Source organism: Calothrix sp. CBUCES-K 9914 (assembly GCF_059640475.1).
This window is the reverse complement of sequence record NZ_JBXXZH010000002.1, coordinates 1-16,398: the sequence shown is the minus strand read 5'-3', so window position 1 is coordinate 16,398 and position 16,398 is coordinate 1. Positions and strand designations below refer to the sequence as shown.

Below are 16,398 nucleotides of genomic sequence, written 5' to 3'. Positions count from 1 at the left end.
CCTACAATATTAAAAGTTAGTTCCTTCTTTTATTAAACGCTGCATAACGTCCCGTTTGAGATAAGGGTCTAACTTTTTAAGCGCATCAAAAGGAGTTTTTGAATTGATAGTATAGGTTTCTCCTTTGATTGTAACAGCCCAAGGTATGTTTTCATTTCCTTGAGACTCTGAGAAAAAAATGATTTTATCTTTATTTTCATTATTCAGTTCGACAATAATTTTTAGTGATGGATAGTCATAATTTGTGATAATATATTCTGCTAGCTGATTACACAGGCACCACTTACTCATACAAGTGCGATAACTAATTTGGCTCAATGTTGAAATTCAAAATGTGAACCACGGTTCACAAATGATAGGCGCCAATGTGCTATTTCATTACTTAGATGAAACATTTATACACTGTAACTTTATAGACTCAGGTTACATACATAAAAAATTTGTATTTGGCAGAAACCTATTTTTTAAAAAGTATTGATAACTACTTTGCGGATAAGTAATACTACTGCTAGTATATTCATGCATAAACGCGAAGAAACTTTAAAGTTGGCGCCGCGTCATATCAAGAATCATGGGCATCTGTCAATAGTTAACATAAGTAGACGTAATATATATATAAAGTTTCGATGATGACGGATAAAAATATTGTAACTTTGCCCATGACAATACAGCAGCGCACTTGGCTGCGAAAGAAAGCATTTGCACCAGTCGTTGTCCTAATTATAGGTTTGATTGGACTTGGATATATATTTGGATTTGTGCCACTGACAATTTTGGCAAAGCCTAATATTAGCCCAGAAATGCAGACAGGCGCCAGATTTCTGATTTTCTTATTAATTACGTATACAGTATTCGCAGGTTTTGCTGGAGCGCGACATGTTCGTAACCATCTAGCTGATGCAAGTCAGGGTATTTTGCGTGTAGAAGCTGTACGTCTCAAGAGTAAATACCGTAAGCGTCGCTCTAGTCTTCGTTATTATGCTGAGTTTGAAAAAGTCGGTTCGCTAAGACTTGTGTATGATGTTCGAGATACTTATGTACAACTTGCTGAAAAAGACTGGTATCGTGTTATTTACAGTCCACATACTCGTTACGCTTGGGTTATTCAGCATTGTCCCCTTTGGTTAGAATCAATTTATAGACGAAGTTCTATCTGATATTCTGTCTACTCTGCGGCTTTGTGGTGATAATTAAGTACTAGAATCGAGTATAAATAACCATCACACAGTCTAGTTCATCTAATTTTTAGTTTTTACTTGTTTTGTAGAATAACTTGTGCTATCCTTAATAAGTCGCAAAAACGGACGTATAGCTCAGTTGGTTAGAGTACATCCTTGACATGGATGGGGTCACTGGTTCGAATCCAGTTACGTCCATAAAAGTATTAATTTATATAAATACTTTAATGTGATTTCAATGTTGTACATTAACTAATTATTTGTCACTGTTAACAAATTATTGTCCTAAAAGTAGTCACTGAGATTTAGCCCTCAATTTTAAGTGAAATTGATTTGTTTACTTTCTAAGTTCGTTAACCAGTTAATAAGGACATAACTGGATTCGCTTTCAACCCACCACTAATAATATTAAAAACCTTTTCCCCTTCCCGTTTTCCCTAAACCCTACGTAGTATTGGTGAATTTTACGTAACTTAATAGTCTAAGTAAAAAAAATATCCGATACAGCTACAGCCCAAGCATCGCGGTCGCAGTTTGATTCTTTGATTTATCAAAAAACTTTACACCCCTTATGGATATAAAGGCGTTTTGACCGCTTCATTGTATAAGCTATAAAAATACTTCTTGGGCGATATGCTTAGGTATTGCAATTTAAAATATAATTTCAGATTAATTTGTATTACCTGTTGCTAAATTGCTAGCACAATTGTATGCAAAATGAATGTGATGCGGATTATTAAAATTCGCTCCCTTATTGGAGAGTGTCTGTGAGTCGAATTTTGCTGCTGCTGGACAACTTTGAAGACAGGCACCTAATGGTTGAGTATTTGGTGCAATATTATCATGTGGTGGCGCCGGAAATCAGCTCAGATAGTGAAGAATTAATAAGTTTGATACAACAACCGTTTGATTTGTGTATTCTGTGCCGAGTAGTACTGGAACAGTATCATCAAGAATTATACGCACGCAAACAAATTGAGCATCCTGTTGCCTTACCATATCTGCTTGTTGTGACGCGGCAGCATACTGAGATGATAAACCGTCAACTACAGCAAAATATTGATGAAATAATTACGGCGCCAATAGAAAAACGCGAGTTGCAAATTCGAGTAGAAGTACTATTACGGTCGCGTGAGATGTCGCAGAAAATGCACACGGCAAATAGAAAGTTATTGATGGAAGTTGAACAGAGACGGTGTTTAGAAACGGAAATTCGCTCATCTCTCGAACGTGAACGGGAACTAAATGAATTAAAATCTCGGTTTGTGTCAATGGTTTCACACGAGTTTCGTTCACCGTTGCAAGTGATTTTATCTTCGTCACAAATTATTCAACAGTATGGTGATAAGCTCTCGATTGAGAAAAAACAGCAGTTTTTCCAACATATTACTGCCAACGTCAAAAAAATGAACCAGTTGTTAACTGATGTTTTAACTATTGGTCAAGTTGACTTAACTCGGTTAAAAGCTAACATTCAACCTATCGACTTAGCTGAGTTCTCGCGCGACTTAATCGAGGAAATTTGTTTAACTTCGGGCGAAAATCGTCAAATAGCGTTTAAATTCTACGGTGATTACAAAGATGTGTATGTTGATGAAAATTTGATTCGCCACATCCTAACTAACTTACTTTCCAACGCCGTCAAATATTCACCATCTCACAAGATTATTAATTTTACCCTTTGTTGTCGGGATTCTGAAGCTGTCTTTACAATTCAAGACCAAGGTATTGGTATTCCAAATGAGGACAAAGAAAAACTGTTCAGTTTGTTTCACCGCGCGGGCAATACTAAAGATATTCCTGGTACTGGTTTAGGATTAGCTATTGTAAAGAAATGTGTAGATTTATATGCAGGTTCAATTGAATTAAATAGCTCAGTTGGCGTCGGAACAACAGTAACAGTAAAGTTACCGACACCAAAAGTTGTAGCAATGACGATGTTGAGTTAATATTTATCCCCACCCTGTAAAAGAGTGAGGATTTTCACAAAACCGATTAAATATCTAAATCCATTAGATCAAGTTTAGACCCGTAAGTTTCAATAAATTCACGACGCGGTTGTACTCGGTCGCCCATTAATATTGTAAAGATACGGTCAGCTTCCGCTGCATCTTCGATTTCTACTTGTTTCAATGTTCGACTTTCCGGGTTCATCGTTGTTTCCCATAACTGAGTTGGCATCATTTCACCCAAGCCTTTGAAACGCTGAATGGTGTAGTTAGCGTTGTCTGGGAACTGACCAATGATTTGAGCTTTTTCTCGGTCGCTATAGCAGTAATAATGATTACGTCCACGTTCTATTTTATATAGCGGTGGACATGCAATATATACGTGCCCTTGTTCGACTAAAGAACGTTGGTATCGGTAAAAGAACGTTAGTAGTAGAGTACGGATGTGGGCGCCATCTACATCAGCATCAGTCATAATTATTACACGATGATACCGTAATTGCGTGACATCAAAGTCTTCTCCTTTAACGCCCAAACCTAGAGCCGTAATCAACGATTGAACTTCGTTGTTCTTATAAATCTTGGCATCGTCGGTTTTTTCAATGTTAAGAATTTTACCTCTTAATGGGAGAATTGCTTGGAAACGTCTGTCACGTCCTTGTTTAGCACTATTGTGGACAAATACACCGCTTGCTAAAGCAAAGTTATGGCTATTTGGCACTTCAATGTCGTAAACATCCATTTTTTCTTCGAGATGTTCGACTTTGACGATGCGGTGGTTGTAGTTCATTACTGCTTGTTTTGCGTAATATTCCTCTCCTTTGAAGTAACGCTCACAGAAGGTTTTCCAAGAAAGTAAAGATTTATCTTTTAATCGGCGCCGATAGTCGTCGTAAACTTCGGGGTCTATCCAATTAGTTTGTCTGTAAACTTCTCTCAAAGCACCCATCGTTTTGAGGTAGTAAGTTTTGTTAAGTGCCTCACGACGACTTAATCTATAATTGCAACTCTTCCACTGCTCCTTCGTTTTTTCACGGCGCCATGCTAGTAACTCTTCGTTTTGCCATTGTACCTTCGCTAAATCTGAAAGTACTTTGCGAGCTTCAGGATTATTGGCATAATACTCACGTACACGCTCTGACTGCTTAATTCTGTTAGCTTCGTCACTCCAGTATTCTTGCTGCGCGCGGTTTAGTTGCTCACTGTTTTCTTGGCGATAAGCTTCATTAGTATCATAAAACTCACGCCATTTTTGCGTCATGAACTCTTTGTACGCTTCATCCTCCCACTGCACTTTTGCTTGCTCGGAAAGAATCTTACGTGTGTCCTCGCGCTGCATCCGCTCGCTTATGAAGTCACGAAACTCTTGCGTCATATGAGCTTGACGGCTTTTTTCAATTACATCTGGTCTATGTAACGTTTTCTCAAGATGTGCGCGATGCAGTGCTAAGTGGTCTTCGGGTTTCATCCGAAGGATATTAGTAGGGTTATTGTTGCGCTTGTTAAAATCAACGTGGTGACGATGACATACACCTTTGGCTTCATAAACACCGTGTTCAAGGTTATAGAAGTCCGCGAGCAAATGCGTATAAATCCAATCCTCTTTTAATGGGTTCCACGCCATTTCATAGCCATTAAGCCCCTTTCCACGCTCGTTCTTCTCAGATATTTCCCGATATAAAGGCATCAGCGAATCATCAGGAGTTAACGAAGCTGCTGGCTTGTAACTACCATCCCGTAACATAAAAGGATGGTCTGGAGTGCAAATTAGTTCCTCTCCGTTATCAAGCGTTACCTTCACTACTTCCGTATTACTCTTAGTCTTACGTGCATTAATTATACGCTCTATACCTATGTTCCCACTCTCACGGATAGTATAGCAATAGTTCTGTATCCCTTGCTCCTGCTCATTTATTATCTCTTCTATCGTTAAATGGCGCCCATCCGTAAGTGCAATTTGTGTGTATAAATCCCAACATCCGCCCGCTGAATCGCCTTCGACCAAATATATCTCTGATTCGGCTGGATCACGGCTGCTGCAATCCGCTAATTTACCGGGTAAAGGGGATGATTCGAGTACAGATTTGCGGCGTACTAACTCACGCGCGTGACGTGCAGCTTCAGCAGCTTTAAAAGCTTGAATAGCCTTGTCTAATATAGAGTCGGCGACACCTGGATGAAATTCTAAGTACTCACTGAGAACTTCTCCAACGAGAGACTCAACAATACCGCGAACTTCAGTGTTACCAAGTTTAGTTTTAGTTTGTCCTTCAAACTCAGGTTCAGGGACTTTTACAGAAATAACAGCTGTTAAACCTTCGCGAACGTGTTCACCACTAAGATTAGGCTCGTTTTCCTTAATCTTGTTGCGTTTACGGGCAACAGTATTCATCGTCCGAGTTAGTACTGCTTTCAAACCTTCCAGGTGTGTACCACCATCAACGGTACGAATATTGTTGGCAAAACCTAGAACATTATCTGAGTAAGCATCAGTACACCACTGCAAAGCAACTTCAACTTGAACGTTGTTACGTTCGGCTTGCACAAAGATAATTTCTTCGTGTAAAGCTTGCTTATCAACGTTCATATAAGCTACATACTCACGAATACCACCTTTGTACTCGTAAGTTTCAACCTTGGGTATATCACTTTTGAGCAACTCTAAACGATTGTCAGTAAAAGTAATTTTTACACCCGCGTTCAAATACGCCAACTCTCGCAGGCGCCCAGCTAAAGTAATGTAATCAAACTCGGTGGTAGTAGTAAAAATAGTGTCATCGGGCTTAAACTGGATTGAAGTACCAGTACGTGGTTCTTTCAAAGGTTTTATCTTCAAATCGGACTGAGGAACACCGCGTTCGTAGCGTTGCGTATGTACTTTCTTATCACGCCAAACAGTAGCTTCCAACCATTCAGATAAACCGTTAACAACCGAAACACCAACCCCGTGAAGACCACCAGATACCTTATAACCACCACCACCAAACTTACCACCCGCACCAAGTACGGTTAGTACAGTTTCTAGTGCTGATTTTCCAGTTTTTGTCATCGTATCAACTGGAATACCTCGACCGTCATCTTCCACCCGACATGACCCGTCAGGGTTTAACTCAACCTCAACAACGGTACAATGACCAGCCAAAGCTTCATCAATTGAATTGTCCACCACCTCATACACTAAGTGGTGTAGTCCGCGCGTTCCGGTTGAACCTATATACATACCCGGTCGTTTGCGGACATGTTCCAGACCTTCCAAAACCTGTATCTGATCGGCGCCGTAATCTGTCGTCATGAAATTTTCCGTTCTTAGTGGGAATGAAGTCGCTTAAATAGCGATTTAGTCAAAATCACTTCAAGATTCTAGCACAAAAGCCTTGATGACGAATTTAGGGCAATTTGATACTTATTTCCTAACGGGGGTGCAACCCTCTTATATTCGCCTGCTGATTGCCTTGAGTTTTTCACTGCATCCAAAAGACATCTTGACTTCATTTAATTATAGTATTTATGTATCAAATTTAGGGGCTATTGCTTATTGTATGCAATAAATCGAAACAAAACAGCGAAACCTTAAATTTTAGCTAAATTTTAACGATTGATTAATGGACTACTGTAGCGTCAGAGCAATATGAGTAAATATTTTTCTATAGAAGATTATCCCATATTTTACGTAAAATTATTTATTTATATTTCCTTCCAATTGGTTCGACCTTTATGACCGAATTCAAATTAATAGTCATATGTGGTGCAACGGCGACAGGAAAATCAGGCTTGGCGCTAGAATTAGCAACACGGCTCAATACTATAATTATCAGTGCAGATTCCCGCCTTGTTTACCGTGAATTTAATATTGGTACTGCCAAACCAACTCCATCTGAACTTGCCCTAGTTCCTCACTACATGATAGATGTCTGCAACCCCACAGACACTATGACAGTTGCAGACTATCAAGACCAAGTTCACAAATTGTTACAAAAACCCTCTTCTCCAACCCCCCTTTTAGTTGGAGGTACAGGTTTATACATAAAATCAATCGTACAAGGCATGAAAATACCAAGAGTGCCGCCTAACTATGAGTTAAGAGCGCAATTAACACAAACATTTGCTCAAAGTCAACTATACGAAATGCTACTTCAAGTTGACTCACTTGCCGCCGAAAAAATTCATCCTAACGACCCAGTAAGAACAATAAGAGCATTAGAAGTATATTACATTACAGGCAAACCAATCTCAAAACAGCAAGGAGAAAATCCTCCCTCCTACCCCATACTACAAATAGCTTTAGATAGTGACCCCACACATTTAACACAACGTATTGCCCAACGTACTGAAAAAATGATTCAAGATGGCTTTATACAAGAAGTCGAATACTTATCCAACAAATACGGCGCCGAGTTATCTTTGTTAAACACATTAGGATACCAGGAAATTCGACAATACTTAGCAGGCGAAATAAATTTAACTCAAGCCAAAGAGTTAACTGTTTTGCATACTCGACAATTTGCCAAAAGACAGCGAACATGGTTTCATGCATACCCAGAAATTGAATGGTTCGATGTTCAGGCGCCTAATTTATTAGAACAAGTATCGCAAAGAGTACGGGAGTTTTTATGACTATCTTATTATTTGTCTCTATCTGTTGTAATTTACTGATATTAATATTAGCGTGTATTTTGACCATTAAGAATGGAGGCATTAGTTACTGGCACCAAAAAATCTCAAATTTGAACATCTTTAATAAAAATAGAAACATATTTCATATCTATAACCCACCATACTACATACATAAAACAAGTCAATTTGAACTATTGCCCATTCAAACTAACGTAATCATCTTTCTTGGAGACAGTATAACCGACGAAGGGGAATGGACAGAATTACTAGAAAATCCTAATATTCAAAACCGTGGCATATCGGGCGACACCACAGAAAGAATATTGCGGCGCCTTGATACAATAATTCAGAACCAGCCTAAACAAATATTTCTCATGGTTGGTATCAACGACTTGCATATGCTTCACAAATCAGTCGAAGCTACATTGGAAGGGTACAAACAGATATTAATAGAGTTTCAAAATAAATTACCTAATACTGAAGTATTTATCCAAAGTGTTTTACCTATTAATAACACTATATATTTATATTGGACAGATAAACAAAAAGTAGTAGACCTGAACTCAAAATTACAGAACTTAGCAAAAGAATATAACTATACATATATTGACATACATTCACATCTTCTTGATACAGAAGGACAATTAGGCACCGAATTTACAAGCGATGGACTACATTTAAATGGAAAAGCATATCTAGTATGGAAGCAAGTAATCATGGCAACGGATTTTAAACGGATGTAACGGATGGTTTATATGAATTATTCTATACGATACAACAATTCAAACTTCAGATGCCTGATTATTAAAGTAGGGGTGTATATAGTACATACACCCTTATCCCTTTAGCAGTTAGATTTGGACTTTTTGTCAAGTTATTTAAAAGCTTTCAGGATTATCATCCAATGCTAGTAAGAAATTAATCAGGTCTGTTTGCTGTTTTTGATTAAACCCAGCCAACCTATCAACATAGAAATCATGACCTGTACCATCAAGATTACTACGTACTAAACTTGGGTTAGCTTTATTAGCTTCCACAACTAATGCACGAAGTTCGCGGTCAATTAAGGCACGCAAGCTACTAGCTGCATCAGCAGGAATACCTTGGCTAATTGTGCCAGTTAAACCTAACCCGCTTTTGTCAATAACTGTAAAGCTACCATTTCGGTTAACTTTTAAACTTCCTGCTCGTACTGCTGCACCACCGTCATGCAAATAAGGTGCGCTCAAGTAAAGACCTCGTAAGGAGACGGTTTTATAACCACCTTTTGGTAAGGTGCCTTTGGGTAGAGTTGTAGGACTATCGGAGATGCCTTGTGTCGGTACATCCAGTACTTCAGCTGATTCAGGTATGGGAACGGGAGTGTTGAAAGTGTATAACTTGGGTGGAACTAATAATTTATTTATTTTCAGTTTCGTTTGAGCGCGCGCAGGATTTCCACCTACTTCATCAAGTGGATGAATTATGTTGTCGGTGAAGAAGGGTGGAATATGACAAGTTGCACAATTTGCTTTCTCAAATACTTTTGCACCACGCCTTACAGAGTTACTATTCAAAGCTTGCCAATTTTCTTGGCTCTGATTAGCAGGTGGCACTAAGCTATTTTGAAAAGCAGACATCGCGTTTGCAGCTTCGAGGAAAGAACCACTAGCAATTTCATCTGCCTTACCAGTATTTGGGCTGAAAACTAAACCATTGAAAGTAAATAAACTGGGTTGCAGATTTGGGTAAGTTCCTGTACCAGGAGCAGGAATTTGGTCTTCGAGTTCTGCTTGCAGTGGATTTTTCGCAATCACTCCTCGTAACCACTCTGAAGGTTTTACTATATTCCCTTCTGGTAAACGAAGACTGGAAACCGCAGCATTTTGAAGAAATGTACCAATATAAACTTCTGGGTCAATGCCAAGAGTTTCTGGACTGAGTTGGGCAGCTGCCAAGATATTGATTTCTGAGGAGTGAACAGCGCTGTTAAGAGAACTTAATCCTGCAAACGGACCTACGGCAAAATCTCCAGAGAATGCATAAGGATTACTCTTAAACGTGAAAACGCTAGGAATTTGAGTTGTGTTTCTAATCCCATCTGGTGAACTTTCAAAATGACCAAATGGTACATCTAAAACAGCATCATCAAAGGCTTTTTCAAATTTTTCAGGGTCGGGTAATTCTACTTTATTACCTTTGCTGTCAATTATCGTCTTACCATTACCTTTATATTGTGGGTCGAGAGGATTGATACCCGCCCGTGCAAACCCAGCAGCTGTATTCGGTGCCAAGGCAATAAAAAACGGAAAAGCAATTTCACCATTGGGCACTCCAGCAAGAATCTTGCCATCATTAGAAAGAGTTGCATGACAGAGCGCACAAGTAAAGTCTCCACTAGGAGTAGTTCCTAATGAAGTAACTTTTCCCTGTTGAATTTTTAAACCTGTAGGAATAACAGTCCCTTTAGGAAAAGTTCGACTACCCAGAGTTAAGTCCTTCTGAAGGGTAATTTTTAAGTTAGCTGTTGACTGACCTTGTAAATTAGCAACTGCAACAGTTAATTCATTTGATATTCTGTTGATGCCTTGTGCAAAACCAAATACCCCTTGCAAACCAAATGTATCGCCAATCTTACGGTTGAAGAATATGTTTTCACCTTGAGCGATTAATTCCTTGGTAATTTTAACAGCACCTACCCGCTGATAAGAAGTGGGGTCATTAGCATCAAGTCCCTTATTAATAACTACTCCTGCTGCTTCTTGAGGACTCAGTAGTTTTCCAAAATAGTCGTAATAATCTAGTGGTTGACTAGGAGCAGGTTGTAAAAAATCACTATTAGCTCTAGCTGTCTGGTTTGTCGTCAACCAATTTGATAACACAACTCCAAAAGTACTAATGATAAAAATGCAAACTAATAAGAGAATCTTTGTTTTCAAAACAGATATTCCCCTAAATACACTAGTATTGGGGTGATTTTTTTGTTGTTTCATAGTGGGGAAAGCACTAAAACTTTGCTTGTCAATATAACACACTACTCTGTGAATACATCTAAAAATATTTAATCTTTACTTTCAGATGCTGTTCTCAAAACTTTGCACTAATTAACAAAATCAAAGTAATATTTAAAACGAAATAATTAATACATTCAAGCTTGATTTTATAGTCAAATTTTAGAAAAATATTAATTGTACCAGTATTAATTTTGACTAATAAGTTTTAGCTGAATAACTTTCCAGAGTTTTATTTTTACCGTTTTGCCTAGATTAACTTGTTTAACCAATGTGTTAGTTAGTACTGAAAATCACTATTACTGTAAATTTACTTGGATTAAGTGCCATTTATGTTTTGACTTACTTGAAAATACATTTTTCTTAACTAATCATCTACTAAGTAAGTCTAACAAAATTTTTATAGCAATACTTGTGTTCTTTATGGTTATTTTGTTATTTATTAGTATTAATGCAAACTTATGTTATGAATCTACTACTTTAGGTAGATAAATGGTTTTAAACCTAGGAAATTGATAACCAATGGTTAACAAAATCTATTGACACACTCTCTAGTACAGGTGTCACCGATTTAAAGATACTTAATACAGATGCGTAGTATTTAATAATCAACGTGAAAGCAGCCCATCTTAAAGGGTTAGAATATGGTTGTTGTTTCATCGTTGTTAGCATCGCTTGACGTAACGCTACTGCTTTATCTGGATTTTGTTGCAAAGCCTTTAGATGCTTTGCAACAAAACAAAATAACAATGTTCATTTTATAAATGTAATTAATTTTCGTCGCGTCCATGTACTTGCGCTGGTGGACTTGTTGCTTCGACTGCGGTAAATGATTCTAAGATTTTGTAGGTGTGGGATGCTCCTTTTGGAACTACCCACGAATTACCTGGTTCGAGTTTTACTACTTGACCTTCGAGGTGTAATTCTGCTGTACCTTTGATGACGTAACCTACTGTTTCATATTCGCGCGCTGTTGGTTCTTTGGGTTCTCCGGGTTGTTCGTCTTCCCAAAGTCGCATGGAAACGGTTTTTCCAGATGCTAAATATTTTTGACCGAGTTGACCTGTAGGTGAATAAGCAGAATCTACTTTTTTAACGCTTGTGTCAGCCATGATATTATCCTCTTTTCCTTATGTAATTAAACTTTGATTGTTCTACCTGTACGTGCAGCTTCATATATTAAGTTCATTAACCGCACGTCTTGTAAACCTTCTTCACCTGGAGTTTTTGGTTGTTTATTCTCCATGATGCTCTGTGATAAATGGTCTATTTCTAAAGCAAATTGATTTTGCTCTTGAATTTGTAGTTCTTCCATACCACTTTTACGTTTGATTATTAAACGATGACGGTAGTAGTCTGTTGCTGGGTCAAGTTCTAATGTTGCTTCTGTACCAAATACTTGAAGACGTTTAACATCAGAATGACCATAACTGCAACTACAATTAGCTAAGGCGCCACTAGGAAAACGTAGTCCAAAATTAACACTTTCTTCCACTTCACGAAAGCGCGCGTCACCTGGAGTACTATAAATCATGGCGTTGATTTCAATAGGTTCTTCGCCTGTAATATATCTCGCTGCTTGTAAACTATATATACCAATATCATACAATGAACCACCTCCAGCTAACTTTTTACTCATTCGCCAACTGTCTGCTGGGTCTTTAGGGTCGAGGTTACGTCCGTGGTCTGAAGTAACTAATTTTAATTTACCTAGTTGACCACTACGAGCATATTTTATTGCTGCTAAGTTGAACGGTTCATACTGCGCGCGGTAAGCTATCATTAATTTGCGTGTAGCTTTTTTAGCACCATCAATCATTGCTTGACATTCTTGGACAGTAATTGCCATCGGTTTTTCACACATTAAGTGCTTGCCAGCTTGCAAACCGCGAATTGTGTATTCGGCATGTAGTCCGTTTGGTAATATTATATATATTGCATCTATCTCAGAGTTATTACGAATAGAGTCGTAGTTTTGATAATTATAGATATTCTTAGGCTTAACACCGTATTGGCTGGCATATTTTTCAGCCTTCGCTTTATCTCCGCTAACAAATGCTACCAACTTTGAGCTTTTACATTCAGCAAATGATGGTATTATTTGCTCAGTTGCAAATTTCCCTAAACCAACAATTGCCCAACCTAATCTTTTATTTGGTGGCATTGGAGGCTCTTTAACTTGAGCAAAGGTACGAGCAGGTTTGATTATTGTACCAGCAGAAGCGGCGCCTATTGTTAGTAGTCCCAAACCAGCTTTATGTAAAAGTGTACGACGTGATAATTCATTTGACATATAGATAATATATGTTGGGTCTTGTGCCTCGACCCAACCTACGTTTGCTAGGGTTTTAGTACAATCTTGATGCAGTTGTCTTTTTTGTGCTTGAATATTTCGTAACCGTGCGGCGCCTGTTCGAGTGGTAAGGTGTGTGTGATTACAAAACTTGGGTCAATTTCACCGTTTTGAATACGTTCGAGTAAAGGACGTAAATATTTATGAACGTGTGTTTGTCCCATTTTAAAGGTTAGACCTTTGTTCATTGCGGCGCCCATTGGCAGTTTATCAACAAACCCACCATAAGCACCTGCAATTGATACATGACCACCTTTACCACAAGCTACAATAACTTCGCGTAATGCTGTAGGACGGTCGGGTTCTAATTTTACCGCTTGTTTTGCTTGGTCATACAGTGCCATAAAATCTGTACCATGTGCCTCAAGCCCTACTGCGTCAATAACCGCATCTGGACCACGACCTCCTGTCATTTCTTTGAGTGCTTCACCTACGTTTATTTCTTCGTAGTTAAGAACCTCTGCTTTACATATATCTTTCGCCATTTGTAAACGTTCAGGAATACGGTCAATAGCAATGACTCTTTCGGCACCTAACATATACGCACTTTTAATGGCAAACTGTCCAACTGGTCCACATCCCCATACAGCGACAATATTACCGGGTTTGATATGACAGTTTTCTGCTGCCATATAACCTGTTGGAAAAATATCTGTTAAAAATAAAACTTGCTCGTCTGTTAACCCATCAGGTATCTTGAGTAAACCTGTGTCAGCAAAAGGTACACGCGCGTACTCTGCTTGTCCACCTGCGTATCCTCCAAATATATGGGAATATCCAAATAAACCTGAAGGTGAATGACCCATTATCTTCTCTGCTAACCATCCGTTGGGGTTAGAGTTATCGCACAGTGACCATAAGTCTTTTTGACAGAAGAAACAGTTTCCGCAAGCAATAGTGAATGGTACGACGACTCTATCACCAATTTTTATATTCTTAACAGATGTTCCAACTTCAACGACTTCTCCCATGAACTCATGTCCTAATATATCCCCTTTCTCCATTGTGGGAATAAAGCCATTGAATAAATGTAAGTCTGAACCACAGATTGCTGTTGAAGTAATTTTTATAATTGCATCGCGCGGGTTTAATATTTTTGGGTCTGGAACTGTATCTACTTGAACTTTATTGGCACCGTGCCAACATACTGCTTTCATAATTATTATTCCTAATTTTTTATATTTCTTTTCTTTGTGTTCTTTGTGTCTTTGTGGTTTATTTTTTAACGAACCGCAAAGAACGCAAAGAACGCAAAGTCAGAGTTAAGGAAGCTGATAGTAACCGCTACGAGTACCAGTTACAGGTTCAACTGTTTTTTCTACTTGCTTTTCAGTAGAACGTAAGAACTGTTTAGTCGCACGGGGTGTTTCTTCGTCCAAGTTGAGTTTTTCTTTTACTGTTTCAGCGGTTTCTTGAAGTTTGTTTTTAGCTTCTTCTATGATGTTGCCGCTGCTAGTATTGTAGTTCTCGGTATCGCTAGGATAGTTATTCTGTCTTAGGTTTCTGTGAACATCATCATCTGGCACACCTTTGTAGTATACGCCTTCGGGTGATGTTACTGTTCCACCGCTTGCTTGAGTTCTGTTTTTAGCTTGTGAGCCAACAGTACCGTCGTCAACTTTGGTTTTATAGAACTCGGTATCGTCAGCATTATTTTTGTAGTTTTTGCTATCCTTTCCGTAGCTACTTTCTTTGTTTTTGTTGCTGTCGCTACCGTAGTTATTTTGTCCGAGGTTTCTGTGGATATCATCATCTGGCGTACCTTTGTAATATACGCCTTCGGGTGATGTTACTGTGTTGTCAGCAAATGCTGGCTGGATGTTGTTGTAACCAAATTGAATTGTGAATAATGTAAATGCTGCTATTAATAAAGTCAATGCCTTACGTAACATATTCATCGAAAAGTTCCTCCATTGGATAGATGTTGATAATTTGAACTTTATCTCCGCAAAATTCGTCAAAAAGCTTGCCAAAAAACTTTATTCACGGCTTTAAAACTACTTTAATACAGTTATCTTTTTTTTGCTGAAAAATTTCGTAACCATGCGGCGCCTGTTCAAGTGGCAATTCGTGTGTAACTACTTGTGAAGGGTCTAATTTACCTTCCATTATCATATCTAGTAACTTATGCATGTATTTTTGACCATGCATTTGTCCCATACGGAAAGTTAAACCTTTATTGAATGCGGCGCCGAGAGGCATTTTATCTATAAAGCCTCCATACACACCCATAATGGAAAGAGTTCCACCTTTGCGACAAGCTAACATCATTTGTCGTAAAACGTGGGGACGGTCGGTTTCTAAACGCAGTTTTTGCTTTGTTTGGTCGTAAAAGTCTTCAAAACCTACACCATGCGCTTCTAAACCTACAGCATCAATACAAGCATCAGGACCTCGACCACCTGTCATTTCTTTTAATGCTTCACCTGCGTCTATTTCTTCGTAGTTGATAACTTCAGCTTTGGCAAATTTCTTTGTTAGTTCTAAACGCTCTGGAAAACGGTCGATACCAATAACTCTTTCGGCGCCCATCATATAAGCACTTATCATCGCAAATTGACCGACAGCACCGCATCCCCACACAGCTACAGTATCACCAGGTTGAATATCACATAACTCGGCGCCCATATATCCTGTAGGAATAGCATCCGATATAAAGAGTAATTGAGTATCGGGTATATCTTTAGGAACCTTGACTACACCCACATCAGCAAATGGAACTCTTACATACTCAGCTTGGGCACCAGCGTATCCACCAAAAGCATGAGAATATCCAAAAATCGCTGAAGTGATATTACCAAATAATTTTTCTTCAACCCAACCTTCAGGAATAGAGTTGTCACATAACGACCACATATCATGTGAGCAATAGTAACAGTGACCACAACCAATAGTGGAAGGTACAACTACTCTGTCACCAACTTTCAGATTACTTATTTTACTACCAGTTTCAACAACTTCTCCCATGAATTCATGACCGATGATATCACCAGGTTGAACTGTAGGAATATAACCACCATATATATGTAAATCTGAACCACATATAGCAGTAGATGTAATCTTTAGAATGACATCGCGCGGGTTGATAATCTTTGGGTCGGGTACAGTTTCAACCCGCACATCATTTGCTCCGTGCCAACAAACAGCTTTCATATTTTTATAGTTAAGAGTGCTGAGTACTGAGTGCTGAGTGCTGAGTGCTGAGTGAGATAAATAGTTAGGAGTTAAGAGTAAGGAGTTTTAAGTTAAAACTCTTTACTCAGCACTCAGCACTCTTCACTTTCTTACTTTCCTCGTGGTTGTCCTTCAGTGCT

Annotated in this window: 13 protein-coding genes and 1 tRNA gene; 5 read left to right on the top strand and 9 right to left on the bottom strand. The window is 38.6% G+C overall.

Annotation, left to right across the window (positions count from 1 at the left end; translation table 11 throughout):
- Positions 1–9: 9 nt before the first annotated feature.
- The gene (locus tag AC2JBO_RS00510; RefSeq protein ID WP_496951654.1) at positions 10–291 is read right to left on the bottom strand and encodes a hypothetical protein; all 282 of its coding nucleotides are present in this window, start codon (positions 289–291) and stop codon (positions 10–12) included.
- A 335-nt stretch (positions 292–626) separates the two neighbouring features.
- Here AC2JBO_RS00510 and AC2JBO_RS00505 point away from each other — a divergent pair, with 335 nt between their 5' ends.
- The 3 genes from AC2JBO_RS00505 (at position 627) to AC2JBO_RS00495 (ending at position 3,127) form a co-directional block, all read left to right on the top strand.
- Positions 627–1,157: a hypothetical protein gene (locus AC2JBO_RS00505; protein WP_496951653.1), complete on the top strand. Its 531-nt coding sequence runs from the start codon at positions 627–629 to the stop codon at positions 1,155–1,157.
- Between the two features lie 145 nt (positions 1,158–1,302).
- A tRNA-Val gene (locus AC2JBO_RS00500) sits at positions 1,303–1,376 on the top strand.
- Between the two features lie 569 nt (positions 1,377–1,945).
- Entirely contained in the window at positions 1,946–3,127 is a 1,182-nt protein-coding gene (locus tag AC2JBO_RS00495; RefSeq protein WP_496951652.1) for an ATP-binding response regulator, read from the top strand.
- 46 nt (positions 3,128–3,173) lie between these two features.
- Here the strand turns inward: AC2JBO_RS00495 and gyrB are convergent, their stop codons facing one another.
- Positions 3,174–6,347, bottom strand: a complete 3,174-nt coding sequence (gene gyrB / locus AC2JBO_RS00490) for a DNA topoisomerase (ATP-hydrolyzing) subunit B (protein WP_496951723.1) — start codon at positions 6,345–6,347, stop codon at positions 3,174–3,176.
- Positions 6,348–6,841: 494 nt separating this feature from the next.
- On the opposite strand from gyrB, the gene miaA reads away from it, so the two are divergent.
- On the top strand, positions 6,842–7,741 hold the full coding sequence (gene miaA, locus AC2JBO_RS00485) for a tRNA (adenosine(37)-N6)-dimethylallyltransferase MiaA (protein WP_496951651.1): 900 nt from the start codon (positions 6,842–6,844) through the stop codon (positions 7,739–7,741).
- Positions 7,738–8,484, top strand: coding sequence for a GDSL-type esterase/lipase family protein (locus tag AC2JBO_RS00480; RefSeq protein WP_496951650.1), 747 nt, complete (start codon positions 7,738–7,740; stop codon positions 8,482–8,484). The genes miaA and AC2JBO_RS00480 overlap by 4 nt, the downstream gene beginning before the upstream one ends.
- Before the next feature lie 135 nt (positions 8,485–8,619).
- On the opposite strand, the gene AC2JBO_RS00475 is transcribed toward AC2JBO_RS00480, so the two are convergent.
- The 7 genes from AC2JBO_RS00475 to AC2JBO_RS00445 all read right to left on the bottom strand — a co-directional run bounded on the left by AC2JBO_RS00475 (position 8,620) and on the right by AC2JBO_RS00445 (position 16,237).
- On the bottom strand, positions 8,620–10,659 hold the full coding sequence (locus tag AC2JBO_RS00475; protein WP_496951649.1) for a hypothetical protein: 2,040 nt from the start codon (positions 10,657–10,659) through the stop codon (positions 8,620–8,622).
- A 576-nt stretch (positions 10,660–11,235) separates the two neighbouring features.
- The gene (locus tag AC2JBO_RS00470) at positions 11,236–11,481 is read right to left on the bottom strand and encodes a CHAT domain-containing protein (RefSeq protein WP_496951648.1); all 246 of its coding nucleotides are present in this window, start codon (positions 11,479–11,481) and stop codon (positions 11,236–11,238) included.
- A 20-nt stretch (positions 11,482–11,501) separates the two neighbouring features.
- On the bottom strand, positions 11,502–11,843 hold the full coding sequence (locus tag AC2JBO_RS00465) for a cupin domain-containing protein (protein WP_496951647.1): 342 nt from the start codon (positions 11,841–11,843) through the stop codon (positions 11,502–11,504).
- A 26-nt stretch (positions 11,844–11,869) separates the two neighbouring features.
- Complete coding sequence (locus tag AC2JBO_RS00460; RefSeq protein WP_496951646.1) at positions 11,870–13,024, bottom strand: Gfo/Idh/MocA family protein; 1,155 nt, start codon at positions 13,022–13,024, stop codon at positions 11,870–11,872.
- 47 nt (positions 13,025–13,071) lie between these two features.
- Positions 13,072–14,241 carry a zinc-dependent alcohol dehydrogenase gene (locus tag AC2JBO_RS00455; RefSeq protein ID WP_496951645.1) on the bottom strand — a complete coding sequence of 390 codons (1,170 nt, stop codon included), beginning with the start codon at positions 14,239–14,241 and terminating at the stop codon, positions 13,072–13,074.
- A 105-nt stretch (positions 14,242–14,346) separates the two neighbouring features.
- Positions 14,347–14,982, bottom strand: a complete 636-nt coding sequence (locus tag AC2JBO_RS00450; RefSeq protein WP_496951644.1) for a hypothetical protein — start codon at positions 14,980–14,982, stop codon at positions 14,347–14,349.
- Positions 14,983–15,067: 85 nt separating this feature from the next.
- Complete coding sequence (locus AC2JBO_RS00445) at positions 15,068–16,237, bottom strand: zinc-dependent alcohol dehydrogenase (RefSeq protein ID WP_496951643.1); 1,170 nt, start codon at positions 16,235–16,237, stop codon at positions 15,068–15,070.
- Between the last annotated feature and the right edge of the window lie 161 nt (positions 16,238–16,398).

Coding starts and splice junctions, on each gene's coding strand:
- AC2JBO_RS00510 (WP_496951654.1), bottom strand. CDS start 291: ATGAGTAAGTGGTGCCTGTGTAATCAGCTAGCAGAATATATTATCACA.
- AC2JBO_RS00505 (WP_496951653.1), top strand. CDS start 627: ATGATGACGGATAAAAATATTGTAACTTTGCCCATGACAATACAGCAG.
- gyrB (WP_496951723.1), bottom strand. CDS start 6,347: ATGTATATAGGTTCAACCGGAACGCGCGGACTACACCACTTAGTGTAT.
- miaA (WP_496951651.1), top strand. CDS start 6,842: ATGACCGAATTCAAATTAATAGTCATATGTGGTGCAACGGCGACAGGA.
- AC2JBO_RS00480 (WP_496951650.1), top strand. CDS start 7,738: ATGACTATCTTATTATTTGTCTCTATCTGTTGTAATTTACTGATATTA.
- AC2JBO_RS00465 (WP_496951647.1), bottom strand. CDS start 11,843: ATGGCTGACACAAGCGTTAAAAAAGTAGATTCTGCTTATTCACCTACA.
- AC2JBO_RS00460 (WP_496951646.1), bottom strand. CDS start 13,024: ATGTCAAATGAATTATCACGTCGTACACTTTTACATAAAGCTGGTTTG.
- AC2JBO_RS00455 (WP_496951645.1), bottom strand. CDS start 14,241: ATGAAAGCAGTATGTTGGCACGGTGCCAATAAAGTTCAAGTAGATACA.
- AC2JBO_RS00450 (WP_496951644.1), bottom strand. CDS start 14,982: ATGAATATGTTACGTAAGGCATTGACTTTATTAATAGCAGCATTTACA.
- AC2JBO_RS00445 (WP_496951643.1), bottom strand. CDS start 16,237: ATGAAAGCTGTTTGTTGGCACGGAGCAAATGATGTGCGGGTTGAAACT.